General features: G+C 44.6%; 18 protein-coding genes. All 18 read right to left on the bottom strand.

The window, feature by feature from the left end:
- Positions 1–58 precede the first annotated feature (58 nt).
- The 18 genes from G625_RS0107780 to G625_RS0107695 all read right to left on the bottom strand — a co-directional run bounded on the left by G625_RS0107780 (position 59) and on the right by G625_RS0107695 (position 21,836).
- Positions 59–1,717, bottom strand: coding sequence for a peptide ABC transporter substrate-binding protein (locus G625_RS0107780; protein WP_029200675.1), 1,659 nt, complete (start codon positions 1,715–1,717; stop codon positions 59–61).
- The gene (locus G625_RS18920) at positions 1,714–2,724 is read right to left on the bottom strand and encodes an ABC transporter ATP-binding protein (protein WP_044932004.1); all 1,011 of its coding nucleotides are present in this window, start codon (positions 2,722–2,724) and stop codon (positions 1,714–1,716) included. Before G625_RS18920 ends, G625_RS0107780 begins: the two co-directional genes overlap by 4 nt.
- The gene (locus tag G625_RS18915; RefSeq protein WP_084152812.1) at positions 2,724–3,788 is read right to left on the bottom strand and encodes an ABC transporter ATP-binding protein; all 1,065 of its coding nucleotides are present in this window, start codon (positions 3,786–3,788) and stop codon (positions 2,724–2,726) included. The genes G625_RS18920 and G625_RS18915 overlap by 1 nt, the downstream gene beginning before the upstream one ends.
- 10 nt (positions 3,789–3,798) lie before the next feature.
- Positions 3,799–4,854 (bottom strand): ABC transporter permease, encoded by a 1,056-nt coding sequence (locus tag G625_RS0107765; RefSeq protein WP_029200674.1) that lies wholly within the window; start codon positions 4,852–4,854, stop codon positions 3,799–3,801.
- A gap of 76 nt (positions 4,855–4,930) precedes the next feature.
- Entirely contained in the window at positions 4,931–5,848 is a 918-nt protein-coding gene (locus tag G625_RS0107760) for an ABC transporter permease (protein ID WP_029200673.1), read from the bottom strand.
- A 407-nt stretch (positions 5,849–6,255) separates the two neighbouring features.
- Complete coding sequence (locus G625_RS0107755) at positions 6,256–7,740, bottom strand: DUF1846 domain-containing protein (RefSeq protein WP_029200672.1); 1,485 nt, start codon at positions 7,738–7,740, stop codon at positions 6,256–6,258.
- A 69-nt stretch (positions 7,741–7,809) separates the two neighbouring features.
- Positions 7,810–9,186 carry an MATE family efflux transporter gene (locus G625_RS0107750; protein WP_029200671.1) on the bottom strand — a complete coding sequence of 459 codons (1,377 nt, stop codon included), beginning with the start codon at positions 9,184–9,186 and terminating at the stop codon, positions 7,810–7,812.
- Positions 9,183–9,803 carry a hypothetical protein gene (locus tag G625_RS0107745; protein WP_029200670.1) on the bottom strand — a complete coding sequence of 207 codons (621 nt, stop codon included), beginning with the start codon at positions 9,801–9,803 and terminating at the stop codon, positions 9,183–9,185. Before G625_RS0107745 ends, G625_RS0107750 begins: the two co-directional genes overlap by 4 nt.
- Positions 9,800–10,831: a flagellin lysine-N-methylase gene (gene fliB / locus G625_RS21170; protein ID WP_049895800.1), complete on the bottom strand. Its 1,032-nt coding sequence runs from the start codon at positions 10,829–10,831 to the stop codon at positions 9,800–9,802. Before fliB ends, G625_RS0107745 begins: the two co-directional genes overlap by 4 nt.
- Before the next feature lie 115 nt (positions 10,832–10,946).
- A complete protein-coding gene (locus G625_RS0107735; protein ID WP_029200669.1) occupies positions 10,947–11,954 on the bottom strand; it encodes a tRNA dihydrouridine synthase in 1,008 nt (335 codons plus the stop codon).
- A gap of 15 nt (positions 11,955–11,969) precedes the next feature.
- Entirely contained in the window at positions 11,970–12,785 is an 816-nt protein-coding gene (locus G625_RS18905) for a L,D-transpeptidase family protein (protein ID WP_049895798.1), read from the bottom strand.
- A gap of 88 nt (positions 12,786–12,873) precedes the next feature.
- Positions 12,874–14,241 (bottom strand): L,D-transpeptidase family protein, encoded by a 1,368-nt coding sequence (locus G625_RS18900; protein WP_049895797.1) that lies wholly within the window; start codon positions 14,239–14,241, stop codon positions 12,874–12,876.
- A gap of 99 nt (positions 14,242–14,340) precedes the next feature.
- Positions 14,341–15,123, bottom strand: coding sequence for a tRNA pseudouridine(38-40) synthase TruA (gene truA, locus G625_RS0107720; RefSeq protein WP_029200668.1), 783 nt, complete (start codon positions 15,121–15,123; stop codon positions 14,341–14,343).
- A gap of 22 nt (positions 15,124–15,145) precedes the next feature.
- Entirely contained in the window at positions 15,146–15,499 is a 354-nt protein-coding gene (locus G625_RS0107715; RefSeq protein WP_084152811.1) for an acylphosphatase, read from the bottom strand.
- A gap of 186 nt (positions 15,500–15,685) precedes the next feature.
- Complete coding sequence (tsf, locus tag G625_RS0107710) at positions 15,686–16,630, bottom strand: translation elongation factor Ts (RefSeq protein ID WP_029200666.1); 945 nt, start codon at positions 16,628–16,630, stop codon at positions 15,686–15,688.
- 126 nt (positions 16,631–16,756) lie between these two features.
- A complete protein-coding gene (gene rpsB / locus G625_RS0107705) occupies positions 16,757–17,503 on the bottom strand; it encodes a 30S ribosomal protein S2 (protein WP_029200665.1) in 747 nt (248 codons plus the stop codon).
- A gap of 341 nt (positions 17,504–17,844) precedes the next feature.
- Positions 17,845–19,839, bottom strand: a complete 1,995-nt coding sequence (gene topA, locus G625_RS0107700) for a type I DNA topoisomerase (RefSeq protein WP_029200664.1) — start codon at positions 19,837–19,839, stop codon at positions 17,845–17,847.
- A 110-nt stretch (positions 19,840–19,949) separates the two neighbouring features.
- The gene (locus G625_RS0107695) at positions 19,950–21,836 is read right to left on the bottom strand and encodes a threonine--tRNA ligase (protein WP_029200663.1); all 1,887 of its coding nucleotides are present in this window, start codon (positions 21,834–21,836) and stop codon (positions 19,950–19,952) included.
- Positions 21,837–21,842 lie beyond the last annotated feature (6 nt).

Genomic DNA, 21,842 nt, shown 5'->3' with positions numbered 1-21,842 from the left:
TCTGAAAGAAAAAAACCCTGCGGTTTTTGCCGCAGGGGAAAATATAAAATATCAGATTTTACTCAAGTGAACCGTACATGAAGTACCAGTAACCGTAAGGTGAATGCCATGTTCCCTTGAGGTTTGGCTTCTGGAGCCAGAACTCATTGTAGTATGCGATAGGAGCCATAGCAGCGTCCTTAAGAAGAACCTGCTCTGCCTGATGAAGAAGATCGTAATGCTTGTCAATGTCAGTTGTGCTTCTTGCTTCATCTACAAGCTTATCAAACTCTGCTGATGAGTACTTACCATCGTTGTTTCCGTTGGTGGTCTCAAGAAGGTTGATCATGTTTGAAGGATCATCCCAGTCATATACCCAACCGTTACGTGCAACGTCGAAGTTGCCTGAACGACGGTCAGCTGTAACAGTCTTCCACTCCTGGATGTTTACATTCATGGTTAATCCAAGCTCAGCCCATGCAGACTGGAGATACTCGGCAACTGCCTTGTGGTATCCGGCATCATTTGTAAGGTAGTCAAATGCAGGGAAACCTTCACCATTTGGATAGCCTGCCTCTGCAAGAAGCTCCTTTGCCTTTTCAAGGTTGGCGTCGTAGTTCTCGATATCAAAGTGATCGCCGTACTTTTCCTTTGTTACATCTACAAAAGAAGAACCTTCAGCTGCATCAGATACGCCGGCACCTACAAAGTTTGTAGCAGGTGAATATGTACCCTGCATGATGGTATCTGCAACATACTTACGGTCGATGGCAAGTGAAAGTGCCTCACGCACCTTGGCGTCATTGAAAGGCTCCTTCTGTGTATTGAAGGTTACATAGTAAGTTCCCATAAGAGGCTCTACATGGAACTCTTCGTTACCATCAAGAGTAGGGATCTCTTCAGTAGGAACATCCTTAATCATATCAAGCTCGCCCTGGTTGTATGCGGTGTATGAAGTATTGGAATCCTCGATAAGATGCCATACAATCTTGTCGAAAGTGATGTTTTCTGCATCCCAGTAGTACGGATTCTTCTCAAATACGATCTGAGAACCGTCTGTGAACTCAGTCATATAATAAGGACCGTCTGTGATATAAGTTGCAGGATCGGTTGCCCAGCTATCTCCGGCAGCTTCGATGGTTGCCTGCTGTACAGGAACCATAACTGTAAATGCAGCAATCTTGTCAAAGTAAACACAGGGATTTGAAAGATGAACAACAAAGGTGTTGTCATCGGTAGCTTCTACCTGAAGGGCGTCAATGTCTCCCTTTGAAGCTTCTTCATAACCGGCAACAACATTAAGAAGGTCATAGCCGTAAGGTGCAGCAGTATTAGGGTCTGCAACTCTCTTCCAGGAATAAACAAAGTCATTGGCTGTAAGAGCGCTTCCGTCTGACCATTTAAGATCAGGTCTCAGATGGAAAGTCCATGTAAGACCGTCCTCTGATTGTTCCCAGCTTTCTGCAAGACCTCCTACGATATCGTTGTTCTGATCGAACTTGAGAAGACCTTCAAAAGCATGAAGAATCATGTTTGCACCATCAGATGCAGAGTTAAGTGCAGGGTCGATGGTCTCAGGTGAAGGACCTCTCTGTACATTAAGTACGTTTTCGGTACCTGTTGACTCTGAAGAACCGGCTGGTGCAGTTGCCTCAGGAGTGGTGCTGGAACCACAGGCTGAAAGTAAAAGTGTTGCAGATACAGCTGCTGCAACGAGGGTTGTGATTTTTTTTCTCATAATATTCCTCCTTTAGATAAATTACTTGTTAGATCCAGGTGATGACATGCTGCATAGTGACCTGGTTTAACTTCTTTGAATTCCGGTTTTTCCTGTGAACAGAGCTCATCAGCATAAGGGCATCTCGTGCGGAACGGGCATCCTGAAGGAGGGCTTACCGGAGAAGGTACATCTCCGTTCAGGATGATACGCTTGGAGGCTCTGGCAGTCTTTGGATCTGCTATAGGTATGGCAGAAATAAGTGATCTCGTATACGGGTGTATAGGGTGGAAAATAAGCTCATCGGAGTCTGCAAGCTCTACCATATGTCCCAGATACATAACACCGATTCTGTTGGAAATATGATTCACGATAGAAAGGTCATGAGCAATGAAAAGATAGGTGAGACCCATCTTCTTCTGCAGATCCTCGAACATATTTACAACCTGCGCCTGAATGGAAACGTCAAGTGCAGAAACCGGCTCGTCACAAACTATGAACTGGGGATCAACAGCCAGGGCCCTGGCAATGCCTATACGCTGACGCTGTCCGCCGGAGAACTCGTGAGGATAACGGTTTGCGTGCTCACTGTTGAGACCTACTGTTGAAAGGAGTTCAAGTATTCTGTCTCTGCGTTCTGCTTTTGTCTTGTAAAGTTTATGTATATCCAAGGCCTCTCCAACGATATCTCCTACTGTCATACGGGGATCAAGGGATGCATAAGGATCCTGGAATACGATCTGCATCTTACGGCGGTATGGGAGCATGTCTGCCTTTATATTGTTTTCTGAATCGAAGATCACTTTTCCGTCATAAACTATCTTTCCGGATGTGGGCTCTGTTAGTCTCAAGATAGAACGACCGGTGGTTGTCTTTCCGCATCCGGACTCACCAACCAGGCCAAAGGTTTCGCCTTTCTTTATAAAGAAGCTGACATCGTCAACGGCCTTTACAAATTTGTTTGAGCCTGCCACAGGGAAATGCTGCTTGAGGTGGGATACTTCAAGTAAGATATCTTCTTTATTCATTAGTTTTCACCTCCTGCGTTTAATGTCTCCCTTATGACGATGCCTCGGTCATCTGTGGAAACGGTGGTCTTCCCCTTTTCAAAATCTTCCTTCTGCTGAAGCCAGCATCTGGAATAGTGGATTCCATCATAGTTGTTTCTAAGTGGCTTTTTATCAATACAGATCTTCATGCAGTTCTTACATCTCGGAGCAAAGCCGCAGCCCTTTGGAGGGTTAAGGAGATCCACGGGCTGACCTTCGATAGGTACCAGTCTTTCGTAATCCTTTTCTGCAAGGTTCGGGATGGACTTAAGAAGTCCCTTTGTATATTCGTGCTTTGGATTGTAGAAAATGTCGTCGGTGGTTCCGTACTCAACGATCTCTCCGGCATACATAACGGCGATATGGTCGCACATGCTTGCAACAACACCGAGATCATGGGTGATCATGATGATTCCCATGCCGAGCTTATCTTTCAGCTCCTGCATGAGTTCAAGGATCTGAGCCTGGATGGTAACATCAAGTGCTGTTGTAGGCTCATCGGCGATAAGAAGCTTTGGCTCACAGGCAAGAGCCATGGCAATCATGACACGCTGACGCATACCACCTGAAAGCTCATGAGGGAACTGCTTTAAACGCTTATCGGGCTCATTGATTCCTACCAGTTCAAGAAGCTCCCTTGCTCTTCCGGTAGCTTCCTTTCCCTTTTTATCGGTATGGAGCTTGATGGCTTCCTCCAGCTGGTTTCCTATGGTCCATACAGGATTAAGGGAGGTCATGGGATCCTGGAAAATGATGGAAACCTCCTTTCCACGGATCTGCCTAAGCTCCTTTTCTGTCATTTGGTCGATACGATGACCGTTAAACTCAATAGAACCGCCCATGATCCTTCCGTTTTCTGCAGTAAGACCCATGATGGAATAGGCTGTAACGGATTTACCTGAACCTGACTCTCCAACGATGCCGAGGACTTCACCCTCCTTCATCTGTATGGTTACATCATTTAAGGTCTTGACCTCTCCGGCCGGAGTGAAAAAGGAAAGACGTTCATGCTGTATATTAACTAAGTATTCTGATTCTGCCATGTTGATCTCCTTACTTCTGCTTCATCTTAGGATCGAAGGCATCACGAAGACCGTCACCTAAAAGATTGAAGCTCAGGATAATGATAAAGATAAGTGCAGCAGGTGCGAAAAGCTTTTCCGGATAGGTCTGGAAGCCGTTGAGCGCAGCACTTGCAAGGGAACCCAGTGAAGGCATGGGAGCCTGAACACCGAGACCAAGGAAACTGAGGAAAGACTCAGTAAAGATAGAGCTTGGTATCTGAAGTGTTGTGGTAACGATAAGTGTTCCCAGACAGTTTGTGATGAGGTGCTTTCCTATGATGCGCTTGTCATCTGCACCGAGAGCCTTTGCTGCTGTTACATACTCAGACTGCTTGAGAACCATGATCTGTGAACGGACTATACGTGCCATACCAACCCAGTAAAGGAGGGCAAACACTATGAACATGGAAATCATATTTGGTCCAAGCTTCTCTATCCATCCAAAACCCGGAGCTGCACCAAGCTTTTCCAAAGGGAACTTAAGGGTCTGGGCAAGAAGGATGATGATAAGGACATCAGGCACGGTATAGATGATATCGACTATACGCATCATGATCATGTCCACCATACCGCCAAAGTAACCTGCTATGGCACCATATATAGAACCTATAAAGAGGATAAGGACGGAGGCTACGATTCCGACGGTCATGGATACTCTTCCGCCAACGAGAACTCGGATCATATAGTCACGTCCGTTCTGGTCTGTTCCCAGAAGATGCGGGAAAATGTTTTCGCCGGCAGCTATCCTCTGCTGCTCCATCTTTGAAAATGCCATGGGAGCAAGTCTTTCGGAACCCTTGATCTGTTCCTCATATCCATAAGGATAGAACATGGGAACTATGTAACAGAAAAACATGATGATGAGCACTATGGTAAGCGCTGTCATGGCGATCTTATTTCTGCGGAAACGCTGTATACCGTCTTTAAAGAAGCTTACAGATTCACGCATCACATTTAATGACTGCTTCTCCTCTGTAGAGGCAGGAGCAAAGTCGTCAACATTGAGCTGAAGGCTCAATGGGTTTTTAGTTTTATTTTCAGACATATGAGAACTTTTCCTTTCGGTGGTTTATCCTATCCCCAAAGCATCAGGAATCATTCCGGGGAAAGGACTTTGATGATCACTTAAGCTTGATACGTGGATCGATTACTGCGTAAAGTATATCTACGATCACATTCATACAGATAACGAAAACCGCCAGGAATATGGTGGTTCCCATGATCATTGGATAGTCACGGGAGGTGATGGCTCCTACGAATTCAGAACCAAGTCCCGGGATGTTGAAGATCTTTTCAATAATGAAGGATCCAGTCATAAGTGATGCAAGTAATGGTCCAAGGTAGGTGACTACCGGCAGAATGGCATTACGCATGGCATGCTTGAAAATGATAAGGAATGTACTTACGCCCTTCGCTCTTGCTGTTTTCATGTAGTCCTGTCCGATGACATCAAGCATGGAAGAACGCATGAGACGAGCTATGTAAAATGTAGGATAAAGAGCAAGTGCCGTTACCGGCATGATATAGCTTTCGGGAGTTGTGAGTCCCAAAGATGGAAGCAACTGGAGCTTCGTTGTAAATACGTACATCAAAAGTGTTGATGAAAGGAACGATGGTATGGCTATTCCTGCCGTTGACAATACCACCAGAATATTGTCTACAAGCTTTCCACGATTAAAGGCTGCAACGGATCCCAGAGGAACTCCGATGCAGACTGCAACAATAAGCGCACAGGCACCAAGGCGTGCGGATACAGGGAATTTGGTTGAGATGATCTCAGCTACAGTACGTCCTCTCTTTTTCAGTGATAAACCGAAATCGCCGTGAAGAAGACCACTGAGATATGTTAAATATTGCTGCGGCAGCGGCTTGTCGAGACCGTACTTGGCTTCCATCGCAGCCTGAGCCTGCGGTGTGACCGCCTTTTCTGCCAGGAAAGGTCCGCCGGGAACCAGATTCATGATACAGAAAGTCAGAGTTGCGACAAGGAATGCCGTGACCACAGCCATAATTACTCTTTTCGCTATGTATTTTGGCATAATAAAAAACCTCCTTGATAATCAGACATAATGAGAAATATACATTATAGTTATCTCTATTTCAAGGACAAAATTTAATGGTTTAAAGTATATGATGTTTAAATCGCTAAATATGTTTGTTCACAACGGACAAACATTTGTCCATTGTGCGTGTACACTAAAAAACAGAAGCTTTGGAGGCAAGGTATGAGAAAACAGTATAATAAACGGCTTTGATATGATAAGCACGAATATCAAAATGATAAGTATTTATAGTAATAGCCAAGTATTATCGATTTTTCTACTATTTTGCCTGAAAACAAAAACCGAAGCTTTGTCATGCAGTCATGCAAAGCTTCGGTTGAAACCGGGTCAAATATTTAAATCGATACCTGCGTATGTCAAGGGAAAGATGCGTCCTTGTATCATCAGTTATGGAACAGCTTTGAAGTCTGGTACTGCGGTTCGCAGGTAACATTGACACCAAGCTTCTTGAAGGTACGGGCATCTACTTCGGAAAGGATAACCGAGCTGTGTACTTCGCAGCCTTTAAGCTTTTCCAGCTGCTGCATGGCAATCTCCGCATTATTGTCTGTGGTTGCACAGATGGTAAGCGCAATGAGGATCTCATCGGTATGGAGTCTCGGGTTACGGTTACCCAAATGCTCGGTTTTTAAATGCTGGATAGGCTCGATGATCTCTCTTGAAATAAGGTTTACAGAGTCATCGATACCGCCCATTACCTTAAGTGCATTCAGAAGCATGGCTGAGCAGGCACCAAGTAAGGTTGATGTCTTTCCGGTTACGATGGTTCCGTCTGAGAGCTCGATGGCCGCTGCGGGCTCTCCTGTCAGCTCCGCCTTCTGTTTTGCTGCGGCAACGGCAGGTCTGTCATCGCTGGAAATATTGGCCTGCTCCATGAGAAGCTGAAGCTTGTCGACTACCTGCTGTGTACCGTCACCCTTACGGAGGTCACATAATGCAGTGTAGTAACGACGGATGATCTCCTGACGTGATGCATAGCTGCAGTTTTCATCATCAACGATGCCATAGCCTGCCATATTTACACCCATGTCTGTCGGAGACTTGTAAGGAGATTCGCCGTAAATGCGCTGGAACATGGCATTCAGAACAGGAAAAACCTCGACGTCACGGTTATAGTTTACCGTGGTCTTGCCGTAGGCCTCAAGATGGTAAGGATCGATCATGTTGACATCATTCAGATCCGCAGTTGCTGCCTCATAAGCAAGGTTTACAGGATGCTTAAGCGGAATGTTCCAGATCGGGAAGGTCTCGAACTTGGCATAGCCTGCCTTGACACCATGCTTGTTCTCCTGATAAAGCTGTGAAAGACAAACTGCCATCTTTCCTGAACCGGGACCGGGAGCTGTAACAACAACCAGGGAGTGGGTTGTGTGAATGTACTCATTCTTTCCGAAACCGTCATCGGAAATGATAAGCGGAAGGTTTCCGGGATACCCCTGTATAGGATAATGTCTGTATACCTTGACACCAAGGCTTTCGAGCTTCTTCTGGTAGGCAACGGCACTTTCCTGACCGTCAAATCTGGTGAGTACTACAGAACCCACGAAAAGACCGTAGCTTCTGAAGGCATCGATAAGACGGAGTACATCCATGTCATAGGTTATGCCGAGGTCGCCTCTCACCTTATTTTTTTCAATGTCTCCGGCATTGATAACAACAACTATTTCAACGTCTTCTTTTAACTGGGTAAGCATACGGATCTTACTGTCAGGCTGGAATCCGGGAAGGACCCTGGAGGCGTGATAATCATCGAAAAGCTTGCCTCCGAACTCGAGATACAGCTTACCTCCGAATTTGGAAATACGCTCTCTGATATGCTCGGACTGCATCTTTATATACTTGTCATTGTCAAAACCTTTTTTAAACATATTTGTGCTCCCTGAAAATAATTGAACGAAAAATAACCTAAGAAAGTATAAATTTACTTAAATAAGATGTCAACGTATCTTTCGTTTACTTACGAATCTGAAATAATAAAGCAGATACAGGATCGATGTTGTCACCCAGGTCAGAGGATAACTGAATTCAATGGTTTCTATCCTGTGCCATACGGGTACGGCCAGGAATATCCATAAAACTCTCAGTATACAGATTCCAAATACTGAAATGATCATTGGTTTCAGGCTGCTGCCCATCCCCCTGAGAGAACCGGATAACAGCTCGATGGTCGTATAAGTAATGTAGAAAGGCGATAGATACCGTATCATAGCGGTTCCGGTATTTATGACACTTTCGTCTGTGGCAAAAAGGTTGAAAGCAAGGAATCCCCATTTGTAGAGAATAAAGGTCATGAAAACGGTAATGAGAGCCATGATTACAGCACTTTGTCTTATGCATTGCCGTACTCTTTTATACAGCCCGGCTCCGTAATTCTGCCCTACGAAGGTTGTTACTCCTATGCCGAACGAACTTGAGATCATCCAGTATACCGAGTCTATCTTGGAGTAGGCAGCCCATGCCGCCACTGCGTCAGTCCCGAATTCGTTTATGGCTGTCTGGATAAAGACATTGGACAGGGAATACATGAGGGACTGGATTCCCGCCGGCAGTCCTATGGCAATGATACGAAGAAGCTGCTTTTTGTGGAGTGTCAGTTCTCCTCCGGTCAGGCGGTAGCTGCTGCTCGACTTGCTTAATGTGTATAGAACCATCACGGCACTGATGAGCTGGCAAAGAATCGTGGCAAGCGCGGCTCCCATAACTCCGAGTCCCATCTTAAGAACAAAGAAATAGTCAAGTATTATATTGGAAATGCAGGATACAACAAGGAATATTAGAGGCCGTTTGGAATCTCCCACTGCTCTCAGAATACCGGCGCCCATGTTATAGATGAGGTTTGGTATCATTCCCAGGGAATATACGCGAAGATATGTGATGGTTAGATTCAGAACTTCAGGAGGGGTCTTCATCCATACACTGAAAACAGGCATCATGAAGTAGCCTATCAGTGTGAGAAGTGCTCCGCTGATTATGGAAAGCAGCATAGCGGTGTGGACAGCTTTTCTGACCGAGGTCTCCTTATTTGCGCCATAATACTGGGCGGTTACCACACCTGCCCCTGATGCTACGCCAACAAAGAACCCCACGAAAACATTCACCAGCATGGCAGAGCTTCCGCCTACTGCGGATAAGGCTTCCTTACCTACAAATCTTCCTACCACAACGGCATCCACCGTGTTGTAGAGCTGCTGAAAAAATGTGCCCATGATAAGAGGCAGCACATAAAGAATGAGAGTCTTCCATATCACACCCTGAGTAATGGCATTATATGAAAGACTATCGTTGTTGGAAATGGTTTTATCGTTGGATTTCATTTTACCTGTTTGATAAGTTCTTTAAGAGTCTTTTCATCGATTCCGCTTTTGGAATAAATGGAATAAGCATTTCCGGCCTCTTTCCAAAGCGCATCATATATTACGTCATCTTTAAGGCTGAGGTTTACTTTCTTACCATCGATGGTTTTTGTTGTACTGGTAGTATCAGTTTCGGAAGTCGCTTCTGAAAGAAGGTCGGACAGAGTTTTGCTGTCAGTACCCTTTCGGATAATGATATCATTTCCGTCGGTGGTAATGTAATCCGCTTCGAGAAGGGTGCCTGCAATGGCCTTGTAATAGGGCTCCACACCTGAAATATCCTCAGGGAATACACCCTCGAAGCCGGCCTGTTTTGCTGCGTCGGAAAGAATCTGGATGGAGGTCTCGGGATTATCAACCACGTAATTTACAAGGTTGGATAAAATCCTCTTTTCTCTTTCGGTAACATTGATCTCGCCGTTTTTGAAACCTTCGGCTATTCCGGATATGATCTCCTGTGTCAAATCCTCGGATGATACAGACTCATAAGGCTCCTTGCGTTTTCCGCAGGAACAGATAGTAATAAGAGATAAAAGTACCAAACCGGTATATATAGTTTTTCTGAATTTTTTGATCATATTCTATCCTCGTTTCCGGATTTCTTTATCCTGTCTACATTGTCGTCGTCATGCTCTACTTCCTTTGAATAAAGATGGGCCGCATAAATCATATCTGACACATCGATATTTCCTTTATTTACCCATTCAGCAAAAAGCATGAAAAATATAAGCTTAAGACTTCGATGAATGAAACATAATTCATATTCTATGTCTCCGTCAGTTATTGTATCGATAAAATATCTGAAAACAAAATATACTCCGGTTTTGGGCAACCATTCATCAAGCTTTTCGGAATATAGAGAGGTGAATTCAGGTATCCTGTCAAGCTCTGATGGACTTTCGGATAATTCCTTATAGTAAGAAAGCTTTTCAGACCATTTTTCGTTAATGGAATCCAGAGATTCATAAAGAAGGATAAGATCTTTGCAGCTTTCCTTAAGGAAACCCCGGGATTCATCCTTTTCCACTGGATCTTCGCCTTCGGCATAGGAAACCAAAGCCCTTACATCCCGGAACTTATCGTTAAAGGAGTGGACGGTATCCTGCAAAAGCGAAATACATTTGTTTCTAAGTGACAGGATCTCAACCAGAGTATCCCGATCATCTTCGGTCAGAGTCTCTCCTTCCACCGGATTCTCGGACCGGACATATTCTATTACAGGGGTTTCTGTGTAGAATATCCTTCCAAGTTCCATACAGCTCAGGCTCATGTCGGTCTGTTCATAATTACCGATGTCCATAAAATATCTTGGATATTCGGTACAAGTCTGGCAAAGACTTTCTTCCCCCAGGTTAGTGTATATATCGCATAGATTCGCTTTATTTAAAAAGGGACACCGCTTATCCTTTGTGAGCGGGAAATAGCATCCCTCGCCATCTTCACAAATATGCTCTTTGAGTCTTTTTCCAAATTCACCGTCAACACTTTTATAGTATTGTGAAGACTCCCTGTCTACATCCACCTCCCAGCCTGCGCAGCAGGTATCCGGACAGTCGCCGCCTATACAACGAAAACGTTCATAATATTCAGGATATTCCAGTATCATAAGGATTTAAACTCCTCCTCTGTAAGTGCCGATCTTGACACTTGAATCTTTAATGCAGATGAAAATCTATTCAGGGATGTAAATACGCTGCTTATGCCGCTTATCTCTGTCATACTCAGAAATTTTGTCTGTGTTCAAGTTTACAGTTTGCCATGAGGTTTCGCACGGCGGCTTTATATTCCGGCAGGCTTTTTGCTTTTCTTATATCCTTCATGTATCTTTCTGAGCCCGTAAAGGATCTGCTAAGCCAGCTCCAGTACTCTTTTACTTTGTATAAAAGATTTGCGTCGCTGCCCATTTCGGGTATATAGGATTCTATCAATGCTTCGTGGAAGGCTTTTATTTCCTCAAGGGTGCAGGGGTCTCCACCGTTAAGCTCCCTTATCAGTGAAGGATTTATGAGTAAACCTCTGCCTATCATTACGGTATCTATCTCGGGAAACAGTGCTTTTACTTTTTCATAGTCTTTTTTTGTAACGATGTCTCCGTTATATACAAGGTGATGCTTTGAACCTTCAATGAATTTTCTGAAGTGATCATAGTGTATCTCGCCTTTATAGAACTCCTTTTGCACACGGCTGTGAACTATAACATCACTTAACGGATATCTGTTGTAAATAGCCATGAGCCGGTCGGATTCCGAAGGGTCATGTATGCCAAGCCTGGTCTTTACGGAAACAGAGATCTGCTTTTCGCTTGAAGTGGAAGCATTAACCGAAGAATCATAGGATATATTTTTTTTATCCAGGAGTTCAAAGGTCTCTTCCAGAAAAGCGTCAAGCCTGTCAGGGTAACGCAGCATTCCTGAACCCTTGCCCTTTGCCACAACTGTACCCGAGGGGCAGCCAAGGTTCAGGTTCATTTCCTTATATCCCAGTTCGGTCATTCTTTCTATGGCCCACACGAACATTTCGGCGTTGTTTGTGATGATCTGGGGGACCAGGTCGGGTACCTTGTTGAGTGCAGGGTCAGTATCTCTCTTCTCTCTTGTTGTAAAGGAAAATGTATCGTTTGCCGAGAGAAATGGCGTGTAAAAACGATCTGTCCCCGGAAAACACTGTTGGAAGGCATTACGAAAAGGGTATCCTGTAATGCCTTCCATAGGTGCAAAATAAAATTTCATATGATGATGTAAGTATTAAAAGTTTGAAATGGCGTCAGTATCCGGAACTATCATGATATAGCAGCCGTCATGACATTTTTGTAAGAGCTTAAGCATATCTTCTTCGAGCACTGATACACAGCCGGCAGAACCCCACTCGGCAGGGTTTTTGCAATGAAGGAAAATTGCGGAACCACGCTTGTAAACAGTAGGATTTATATTGAAGCCGATAGCCATGGCGTATTTATAGCAGATGTCATATTCGATGAGATGCTCGCCTCCGACGTGGGTTGCGCTCTCTACCCAGGTGTTGTAGGTGGCTTTCTCTCCTGACCAGTAAGAGTTTTCTGTTATCTCTCTCCAGGTCATGGCAGTTCCCGGATTTGAACCGAATCCGAAGGCATGAAGTATGGGGAAGGAGCCTATGGGAGTTGTCTGATCTCCTTCATGTCTTTCGTTAAAAGGCTTGAGACCGTTTCTTCCGTAACCACAGTAAACGTCCATATCTTTAATCCAGTTTCCGTCAGACTGTTTGTTCCATAAGGTGAGGTTGTGGTCAACAACAAGGATGATCTGGTCTGTTATCTGGGCGGTAAGACTTGATTTAAGCTTCTCGTATAAAGCATAGGTATCTTCTGTGGGGATTTCATTGCTGATGATCGTCCCGGCAGTTGAGGAAGCGGCGGTTTCAGTGGCAGAAGCACCGTCGGAAGCATTTGCGGCACCGGTATAGGAGGTAAGCTCCGATTCCGGTATTCCGGGACCGAATTCCGCGAACGAAGTAAAGGCTGTGCATGATACTACAGTCAGTGTGAGAACTGCAGAAATAAATTTCAATTTAAACTTTTTCATAAATCTCCTCTTTATTGCATAATCTGTGGACGCCTGAAAACAGAGTCCACAGATTAAATTTAAATCAGGGTTAAGTACGATGGAAGCTTTAATAGTATGTGATTACAGGCATGCCTGCTTCTACCAGTGAGTAAAGCTCCTTTGCTTTAGGAATAGGCATGTTTACACAGCCGTGGGATCCGCTGTAACGGTAGATGGAACCGCCGAAGCTTCCGCGCCAGGAGGCATCGTGGAATCCGCAGCCATTATAGAACGGCATCCAGTAAGTAACGGGAGAAGCATAGTCACGTCCGCGTAATACCACATTTTTTGCTTTATACATGATACTGAAGATACCCGTGGGGGTTCCTCTTCCGCGACTTGTATTTCCGGTCACACAATCGGAAGTGAAAACAATATTTCCATCCTGGATGAAATAAACCTTCTGGTTAGACATATCAACTTCCAGATAAGTATTGCCGTATTCGTTTCCCGAACGCTGACAGCCGGAGGTTGTGTATACAGGCTCGCGTTCTACCGGCAAGCCTGAAAGGATATCCTCTTTAAGCTGTTCGATTTCCTTTTTCTTTGAAATGTTGTAACCGTAAGGACCCTTGACATTGATTATACGTCCTGAAACAGTTTTGAAGCTTCTTGTGGTATAAGCGGTATCCGTGGAGGATTTAAGTTCGGTAACATATTCATCTACCTTTTCATCATTTAAAGTAACGGTACCGTCCTCCTGCTTGTCAAGCCATGGATAATAGGTGTCTGAATTCAGTATTATCTTCTGGTTTCCGAAATCATAGGTTATGGAGGCAGAGAGAGCTTCGTTCAGGGTTGCTGCTCTCTGGTTAAGGAGGGTATCATTTGAACGGATGTCTGCTGTCAGGTAGCAGTCTTCTTCGTTAAGATCCACAAAAACCGCTCTCTCGGTTATGGCATCCTCAATAACAGCTGTAACCTTATCGGGATCAGGTGTGTCGCCGTCCTCTTCCGCTGCAATGGTATAGCCGGCTCCGGGAATATAGGCTGTCAGAAAGGCATCGACAGGAGCGTCTGTGCTTCCCTCCGCAGGTAAAAGATCATGGTTTATGATAGACTTTAGCTTTTCTTCATCAAAGGAAACCGAATCTGGCTCTAAAAAGTAGTTTCCAGGATTCAGCATATAGTATGGATAGATCAGAGGATTCTGCACGCGGATCTTCTCCACAGGGAACTCTGCATTGAGATCAATGTCTGCTCCGTTGATTGTTAATTCGTTTTTGTGAATGTCTCTTACGGTGATGGCATAGGCATCTCTTTCCATTGCTGAAAGCCGGTCGTTCAGCTCAGACCTCGGAACCATGGAAAAATCTGCACCATTAATTACGGTGCCGGGCATGATCTTGCCGGACATGTACAGAGTACTTGCCAGATATCCGGCCAGAAGTCCGGTTGTAACTCCTAAAATGATGCCAATACTTTTATCTTTCAAAACTAATCCCCTCCCTAAAGCTTAGTGAAATTTTATTTATGAGTCATGTATATAAAACTGAAATGCATTATTTATTAAAAGATATATGATAGATGACCATCAGTCATAATCCACCTTCATGAGACATAATCCTCTGGCTTCTGCTGTATATCCAGCTTTTTGACGGTCTTTACTGTTGAGTATGTCTGACATTGAATCCGGTGTTCTCTTTCCAAAACCTATTTCCAGAAGCGTGCCTGTCATGATACGCACCTGATTTTGCAAAAAGCCTGTCCCGTGAAAGTAAAACCGGATGTAAGGACCGTTTTCTGTGATTTCTACATGGTCTATCACTCTGACCGTGGATTTTTTAAAATGTGAGTTTCCGCAAAAGCATTTAAAGTCGTGCTCTCCAAGGAGATATCCTGCAGCTTTGCGCATTGCCTCTATATCAGGTTTATTCTCAAGGACTGTTACATATTTTCTTTCAAACACCGGCTTTTGTTCATCGCACCAGCAGGTATACCTGTAAGTCTTTCCGGTGGCCTTAAACCGGCTGTGAAACCGTTCCCCGCAAGTCCTGACTTCGTTAATACTTATATCATCGGGAAGATATCTGTTCATATAAGCCCTGATCTCTGCTTCTGTCACTTCATTTTTGAGATCAAGGATCACATTGGCGGTCATGGCTCTGGCGTGAACACCCGCATCTGTTCGCCCGGCCCCTATTACGGTAATTGGGAAAGAGGCAAAATCCTTAACAGTATAATCTTCTCCGTATATCATACGGGTCAGCACCTGTTCAAGCTTTCCTTGTATGGTTAATTCTGTATTTGGCTGATGTTCCCAGCCGTAATAGCGGGAACCATCATAGCTAAGTGTGATTTTGTAATTTTGCTTCATTACTGTTAAAGATCTGATCCTTTCAGTAGAGTACCCTAAAGGAACGTTCTTCATTGATAACCTTAATATTGCGCTCCTCTTTATCTGTAATCTCTATAAAACGCTGATTTCCTATTCTGTTCATGAATTCCTGTATGGCATCACGGGAACCCTGAAGCTCACAGGTTACCGATCCATCATCTTCGTTTCTTGCCCATCCGGTAATCCCCAGGGTAGTGGCAAGATGATATGCGGTATATCTGAACCCTACTCCCTGAACGGTACCGTAAAATACAATGTGCTTACGTATGGTATTTCCGGCATCAGGTGCCGGGGCTTCCTTTGAGGAAGAGTTATCAAGCTGATCAGAGTATTTTTTAAGGAAATCAAAAAGCATATTTATGACCTCATGTTTTACATGATTTTTATTGTAGCATAAATATTAAACAGAAAAAATAACTGTAATATGTGGGAATTATGAAAATTGTTTAACGGAATTTTTTGGACAACAAAAGAGCAGGAAGAAAACTTCCTGCCCTAAACGTAAGATTATAAAATTCAAGCTATATTAAAGACTTTATAATTAAGCCTTCTTTGCAGCAGCCTGCTGAGCAGCAACCTCTGCAGCGAAATCCTCGTTCTTCTTCTCGAGACCTTCACCTGTCTCGAAACGAATGAATGTAACGATCTCGATTGTAGCATTCTCTGCCTTAGCAACAGAATCAACATACTGCTGAACTGACTGCTTGCCATCCTCAGCCTTAACGTATGTCTGGTCAAGGAGACAGATCTCCTTAAGCTCCTTGTTGATACGTCCCTGAACCATACCTGCGATAACCTTCTCAGGAGCGTTTGGCTTCTCGTTCTTAGCTGCAGCTGTAAGGATTTCAGTCTCGCTTGCAAGATAAGCCTGGTCAACTTCCTTACGTGATGTGAACTTAGGCTTAAGAGCAGCAACCTGCATAGCAATGTTCTTTGCCATCTCTGTAACAGCGTCATTAACTACTGTTGACTTAACCTGAAGAAGAACACCGATACGTCCGCCGCCGTGTACGTAATCCTGTACGAAACCATCGTTCTCTGTAAGCTTCTGGAAACGACGGATGTGCATGTTCTCACCGATGATTGAAATCTCCTCTGAAAGCTGCTCTGCAACTGTTCTTGAGTTGTCAAGATCCCACTTCTCAGCAAGGAAAGCGTCGATATCAGCTGCTTCTGAATGAAGAGCCTGAGCTGCTACCTCAGTAACATATGTCTGGAACTTCTCGTTCTTAGCAACGAAATCTGTCTCAGCATTAACCTCTACAACAACACCTGAGTGCTTGTCATCGGAAAGCTTTGTGAAAGAAACACCCTCAGCTGCGATTCTGCCGGCCTTCTTCTCTGCACCTGCAAGACCCTGCTCTCTGAGGAAGTCTACTGCCTTGTCCATATCTCCGTCAGTTGCAGCGAGAGCCTTCTTACAAGCCATCATACCTGCACCTGTCATGTCACGTAACTCTTTAACCTGAGCTGCTGTAATTGCCATTGTTGTATCCTCCTGGATTTATTTTATTATGGAAGAATTATCTTCACCTATTGTTTTGTAATTAAATAAACCCGGCATTTAGCAATCTATTAAATTGTCTAATGCTGGGTTTATGTGTTTTCTTAATTAAGCCTCTGGAACTACAGAATCGTCACCAGCTGTAGCAGCTGCTGCCTCTTCCTCAGTCATCTCGCCCTGCTTAGCCTCGATAACAGCATCAGCCATCTTGCCTACGATAAGCTTGATAGCGCGGATAGCGTCATCATTTCCCGGGATAACATAATCAAGCTCCTCAGGATCAGCATTTGTATCAGCGATACCGAAAAGTGTGATTCCAAGTGTGCGAGCTTCCTTAACGCAGATCTTCTCCTTCTTAGGATCAACTACGAAGATTGCATCAGGAATCTGCTTCATATCCTTGATACCACCGATGTTAGCCTCAAGCTTGTCCCACTCCTTCTTGATAAGAGCTACTTCCTTCTTGGGAAGAACATCGAATGTACCGTCCTCAGCCATCTTCTCGATCTCCTTAAGACGATCGATACGAGTCTGGATTGTCTTGAAGTTTGTAAGCATACCGCCAAGCCATCTCTCGTTTACATAGAACTCACCGCAACGAAGAGCCTCTGACTTAACTGCATCCTGTGCCTGCTTCTTTGTACCAACGAAAAGAACAGTACCACCGTCCTGTACAAGCTTAACCATAGCGTTGTATGCATCGTCAACCATCTTTACAGTCTGCTGAAGATCGATGATGTGGATACCATTACGCTCTGTGTAGATGTAAGGAGCCATCTTAGGGTTCCATCTTCTTGTCTGATGACCAAAGTGTACGCCAGCCTCAAGGAGCTGCTTCATTCCAATTGCACTCATTTTAAATACCTCCTGGTTAAAATCTTCCATCCGAACGTGTGTGCTCACCGTCGTCGCCTGTACTCTCAGGTACCATTCCGGTTTTCGTTCAGATGTGCTTTATAATGTTACTTTTGCAGATACACAAAAGTCGCGCCTTTTAAACGCGACTTGTAATATAACATAGTATTTAATTTTGTGTCAACTTAAATTTCAGGTCATCGTTCAGCCGTAAATTCAAGGTCACTGTTCAGCCGTGACATGAGTGCGCCGGAGCCCGGAGAGCATCCATTTAAAACCTGGACGCTTCGGCATTGATCCCGGCTGAAGGATTATAAGTGGTTAAAACGGAGCTTTCCTCATCAGCACATGATCTCGCCGTCCTTCTTCTCCCCTGCTGTTGCATCTTTAGGTTTGTTCCAGGTCATGTAATTGCACTCCGGATAATTTGAACAGCTGTAGAAAATACGACCCTTCTTTGAACGACGTTTTACACATTCGGATCCGCAATCAGGACATACAAAACCTGCGTATTCCACATATGGCTTGGTGTTCATGCAGTCAGGGAACCCGGGACAAGCCAGGAACTTGCCGTGAGGTCCGTATTTTATAACCATCTTTCGTCCGCATTTATCACATTCAATATCTGTTTCTTCATCACGGATGGTGATCTTTTCAACCTCCTGATGAGCCTTTTCAACTGCCTGTGACAGATCCGGATAGAAATTCTCAACCAGGGTCTTCCAGCTGATGTTGCCGTTTGCAACAGTATCCAGAAGTGATTCCATGTTGGCAGTGAAAGCTGTATCCACAATGGTCGGAAAATTCTTTTGCATCATGTCATCTACAGCCTGTCCAAGCTCTGTGACGAAGATATTCTTCTTTTCCTTCGTGATATATCTTCTTGCCAGCAGTGTGCCGATGGTAGGAGCATAAGTAGAAGGTCTGCCGATACCGTCTTCTTCCAGTGTCTTTACAAGAGAAGCTTCTGTGTAGTGGGCAGGAGGCTGGGTGAAATGCTGTTCCTTATCAAAACTCTGGAAACTGAGCTTTTCACCTTCCTTCATTTCCGGAAGGGATACATCCTTATCGGCCTTATCCTCTTCTGACATATATACAGACAGGAAACCGTCAAACTTAAGTTTTGATCCGTTTAATGTAAAGACATAGCCTTTGGCATCAAGCTTTACGGATTCAGTGTCATATACGGCAGAGGTCATGCGACTTGCGAGAAAACGCTTGTATACAAGAGTATAAAGACGGGCTTCATCTCTCTGGAGTTTTGATTTAGCTTCTTCCGGTGTCAGGTCAAGATCTGTAGGACGGATAGCTTCGTGAGCATCCTGGATCTTTACTTCCGGTTCCTGAGGCTTGCTGGCATCCTGCGAACCGCCGTTTACGTACTCTTCACCGTATTTATCGGATATGAAGATTTTTGCTGCTGCATCAGCTTCAACCGAGATACGGGTACTGTCGGTACGAAGATAGGTTATGTAACCATCCTCGTAGAGAGTCTGGGCAAGCTTCATGGTTTTGCTTGTTGCAAATCCGAGAGACTTGGCAGCCTCCTGCTGCATGGTACTTGTGGTAAAAGGCAGAGGGGCTTTCTTTCGGCGTTCGGATTTTTTGATATCGGAAATAGTGAAATCTGTTTTGCTGATATGCTTTATGACATCGTCAACGGATGCTTCATCCGGCAGAGCCATTTTTTTATCTTTGCCGTAAAAAGCAGCGGTTAATTTCTTTTTGCCATGAAGAAGGTGGGCATCAAGAGACCAGTACTCTTCAGGTGTGAAGGCTGCAATTTCTGCTTCACGGTCGCAGATCATACGAAGAGCTACAGACTGTACACGTCCTGCTGAAAGTCCTTTGCGGATTTTCTTCCATAGTAAAGGGCTTATGGTGTAGCCCACCAGTCGGTCTATGACTCTGCGGGCCTGCTGGGCATTAACGAGATCCATGTCAATCTCTCTGGGACTCTTGATCGCGTTCTTAACAGCATTCTTTGTGATCTCGTTAAAGGTTATACGGGATATTTTGTCTTTGTTGGAGGCATCCTTATCAAGCTCGTTTTTGAGATGCCAGCTTATGGCCTCTCCCTCGCGATCCGGGTCGGTTGCGAGATATATCTTATCGGCTTTTTTGGCTTCTTTTTTCAACTTGGAAAGAAGCTCACCTTTACCGCGGATGGTTATGTACTTCGGTTCGTAATCATTATCTAAATCTACACCGAGAGAACTCTTCGGCATATCTATGAGATGACCCATGGTGGCATCCACAGTATAAGTTTTTCCAAGAAATTTTTTTATGGTCTTAACCTTTGCAGGAGACTCAACAATGATTAAGCTATTTGACATCTATGAATTACCTTTATATCTATTAGTGTTACGGTATTATGTATAAATCCTATATGGGCAGAAAATCATTTTGCCCATACAGGATTAAATATCTAAATTTACTTAAGGTATCAGTCGAAGTTCTCCGGAAGCTCAAGAGTATGTTCTGCATTAAGCTTCTTACAGATCTCAACGAACTTATCAAGAGGAACATTCTGAACCTGCTTGTTGGTTCCGCGGATATTGATGGAAACAGTATTCTCCTCTGCCTCCTTATCACCGAGAACAAGGATATAAGGATCCTTGAAGTTCTTGAAGCCTTTGATCTTGGTCTTCATGTTGTTGTCTGAGTAATCAGCCTCAACACGAACACCTGCTGCTGTAAGAGCTTCTTCAACCTTCTTTGCGTATTCATTGTGGCTCTCACGGATAGGAACGATACCCACCTGATACGGGTTCAGCCAGAATGGGAACATTCCCTTGAAGTTCTCGATGACAATACCGATGAATCGCTCAAGTGAACCGTAGATAGCGCGATGGATAACTACAGGCATAACTGACTCACCCTGGTCATTGATGTAGGTGAGACCGAAGTTGTGAGGAAGCTGGAAGTCAAGCTGGATAGTTCCGCACTGCCATTCTCTTCCGAGAGCATCCTTGATCTGAAGGTCGATCTTCGGACCGTAGAAAGCTCCGTCACCCTCGTTGATCTCGAAACCGTCTTCACCGTACTGCTCTGTGAGGATTTCCTTGAGATCAGCTTCTGCCTGGTTCCAAACCTCGATATCGCCCATGAAATCATCAGGACGGGTTGAAAGCTCTGCACGGTATGTGACACCAAAGGTTGTGTAGATTTCATCTGCGATTGAGATGATATCCTTGATCTCATCCTTGATCTGAGATTCCATTACGAATGTATGGTCATCATCCTGACGGAACTCCTGAACACGGAAAAGGCCGTTCATCTGACCGGACTTCTCCTTACGGTGAAGAACGTCATACTCGCTGTAACGGATAGGAAGCTCCTTGTAGGAACGATTCTTGCGCTTGAAGGTCATCATGGCATTGGGACAGTTCATAGGCTTTGCTGCCATGGTGTCAAGGTTCTCACGGTTGTAAACAACGGAACCTGCCATGATCTTTACAGCCTTAGGTGCCTCTTCCTGGTTCTTAAGGTTCTCGATGACGCCGTTTATGTCAGCGTCTGCTGCGAGGTGGCCTTCGATACCGGGAACAATGAACATATTGTTGAGATAATGTGCCCAGTGTCCGCTGATGAGCCAGAGCTTCTTGTTATTGATAAGCGGAGCTGAAATCTCTGTGTATCCGTGAGCCTTCTGAAGTTCGCGGCTGTACTTAAGGAGAGTCTGATACATCACCCATCCGCGCGGGAGCCAGTATGGCATACCTGGAGCCGTCTCGTCAAACATGAAAAGCTCGAGCTGAGCACCGATCTTCTTGTGGTCACGCTCTCTTGCTTCCTCGATGAGCTTGATGTGCTGCTTGAGCTCATCCTTGTTTGGGAATGCATAGAAGTAAACTCTCTGAAGCTTGTCTCTCTTCTCGTCGCCTCTCCAGTAAGCCATGGAAGCTGCGTGAAGCTCGAAGGCTGCGCTCATAAGCTCCTGTGAATTGTCTACGTGAGGTCCGCGGCAGAGGTCAACATAATCTTCGCCTGTATAGTAGATGGTAATGATCTCGTCCTCAGGAAGATCATTGATAAGCTCGGTTTTGAACTTCTGATCCTTGAATATATCAAGAGCTTCAGCCTTGGATACTTCCTTACGGGTCCAGTCTTCTCTTCTCTTTATGATCTCGCGCATCTTGCTCTCAATCTGCTTGAAATCCTTGTCGGTTATTGTCTTGCCCTCGGGTAATGCAAAGTCATAGTAAGCTCCGTCCTCGATCTCGGGTCCGATAGCGTACTGTACTTCTTTGCCGTAGATTTCGATGACAGCTTTTGCAAGGATGTGTGCAAGAGAATGACGATACACCTTTAAAATCTCTTCTTTTTCCATTTTGGT

Origin of the sequence: Oribacterium sp. NK2B42 (assembly GCF_000424445.1) — a bacterium.
Classification (GTDB): Bacteria; Bacillota; Clostridia; order Lachnospirales; family Lachnospiraceae; genus Oribacterium.
This window is presented reverse-complemented; position numbering and strand designations above follow the sequence as displayed.

What these genes read in the sequence shown, in the direction of transcription:
- G625_RS0107780 (WP_029200675.1), bottom strand. Translation starts at nt 1,717, where the DNA reads ATGAGAAAAAAAATCACAACCCTCGTTGCAGCAGCTGTATCTGCAACA.
- G625_RS18920 (WP_044932004.1), bottom strand. Translation starts at nt 2,724, where the DNA reads ATGAATAAAGAAGATATCTTACTTGAAGTATCCCACCTCAAGCAGCAT.
- G625_RS18915 (WP_084152812.1), bottom strand. Translation starts at nt 3,788, where the DNA reads ATGGCAGAATCAGAATACTTAGTTAATATACAGCATGAACGTCTTTCC.
- G625_RS0107765 (WP_029200674.1), bottom strand. Translation starts at nt 4,854, where the DNA reads ATGTCTGAAAATAAAACTAAAAACCCATTGAGCCTTCAGCTCAATGTT.
- G625_RS0107760 (WP_029200673.1), bottom strand. Translation starts at nt 5,848, where the DNA reads ATGCCAAAATACATAGCGAAAAGAGTAATTATGGCTGTGGTCACGGCA.
- G625_RS0107755 (WP_029200672.1), bottom strand. Translation starts at nt 7,740, where the DNA reads ATGTTTAAAAAAGGTTTTGACAATGACAAGTATATAAAGATGCAGTCC.
- G625_RS0107750 (WP_029200671.1), bottom strand. Translation starts at nt 9,186, where the DNA reads ATGAAATCCAACGATAAAACCATTTCCAACAACGATAGTCTTTCATAT.
- G625_RS0107745 (WP_029200670.1), bottom strand. Translation starts at nt 9,803, where the DNA reads ATGATCAAAAAATTCAGAAAAACTATATATACCGGTTTGGTACTTTTA.
- fliB (WP_049895800.1), bottom strand. Translation starts at nt 10,831, where the DNA reads ATGATACTGGAATATCCTGAATATTATGAACGTTTTCGTTGTATAGGC.
- G625_RS0107735 (WP_029200669.1), bottom strand. Translation starts at nt 11,954, where the DNA reads ATGAAATTTTATTTTGCACCTATGGAAGGCATTACAGGATACCCTTTT.
- G625_RS18905 (WP_049895798.1), bottom strand. Translation starts at nt 12,785, where the DNA reads ATGAAAAAGTTTAAATTGAAATTTATTTCTGCAGTTCTCACACTGACT.
- truA (WP_029200668.1), bottom strand. Translation starts at nt 15,123, where the DNA reads ATGAAGCAAAATTACAAAATCACACTTAGCTATGATGGTTCCCGCTAT.
- G625_RS0107715 (WP_084152811.1), bottom strand. Translation starts at nt 15,499, where the DNA reads ATGCTTTTTGATTTCCTTAAAAAATACTCTGATCAGCTTGATAACTCT.
- tsf (WP_029200666.1), bottom strand. Translation starts at nt 16,630, where the DNA reads ATGGCAATTACAGCAGCTCAGGTTAAAGAGTTACGTGACATGACAGGT.
- rpsB (WP_029200665.1), bottom strand. Translation starts at nt 17,503, where the DNA reads ATGAGTGCAATTGGAATGAAGCAGCTCCTTGAGGCTGGCGTACACTTT.
- topA (WP_029200664.1), bottom strand. Translation starts at nt 19,839, where the DNA reads ATGTCAAATAGCTTAATCATTGTTGAGTCTCCTGCAAAGGTTAAGACC.
- G625_RS0107695 (WP_029200663.1), bottom strand. Translation starts at nt 21,836, where the DNA reads ATGGAAAAAGAAGAGATTTTAAAGGTGTATCGTCATTCTCTTGCACAC.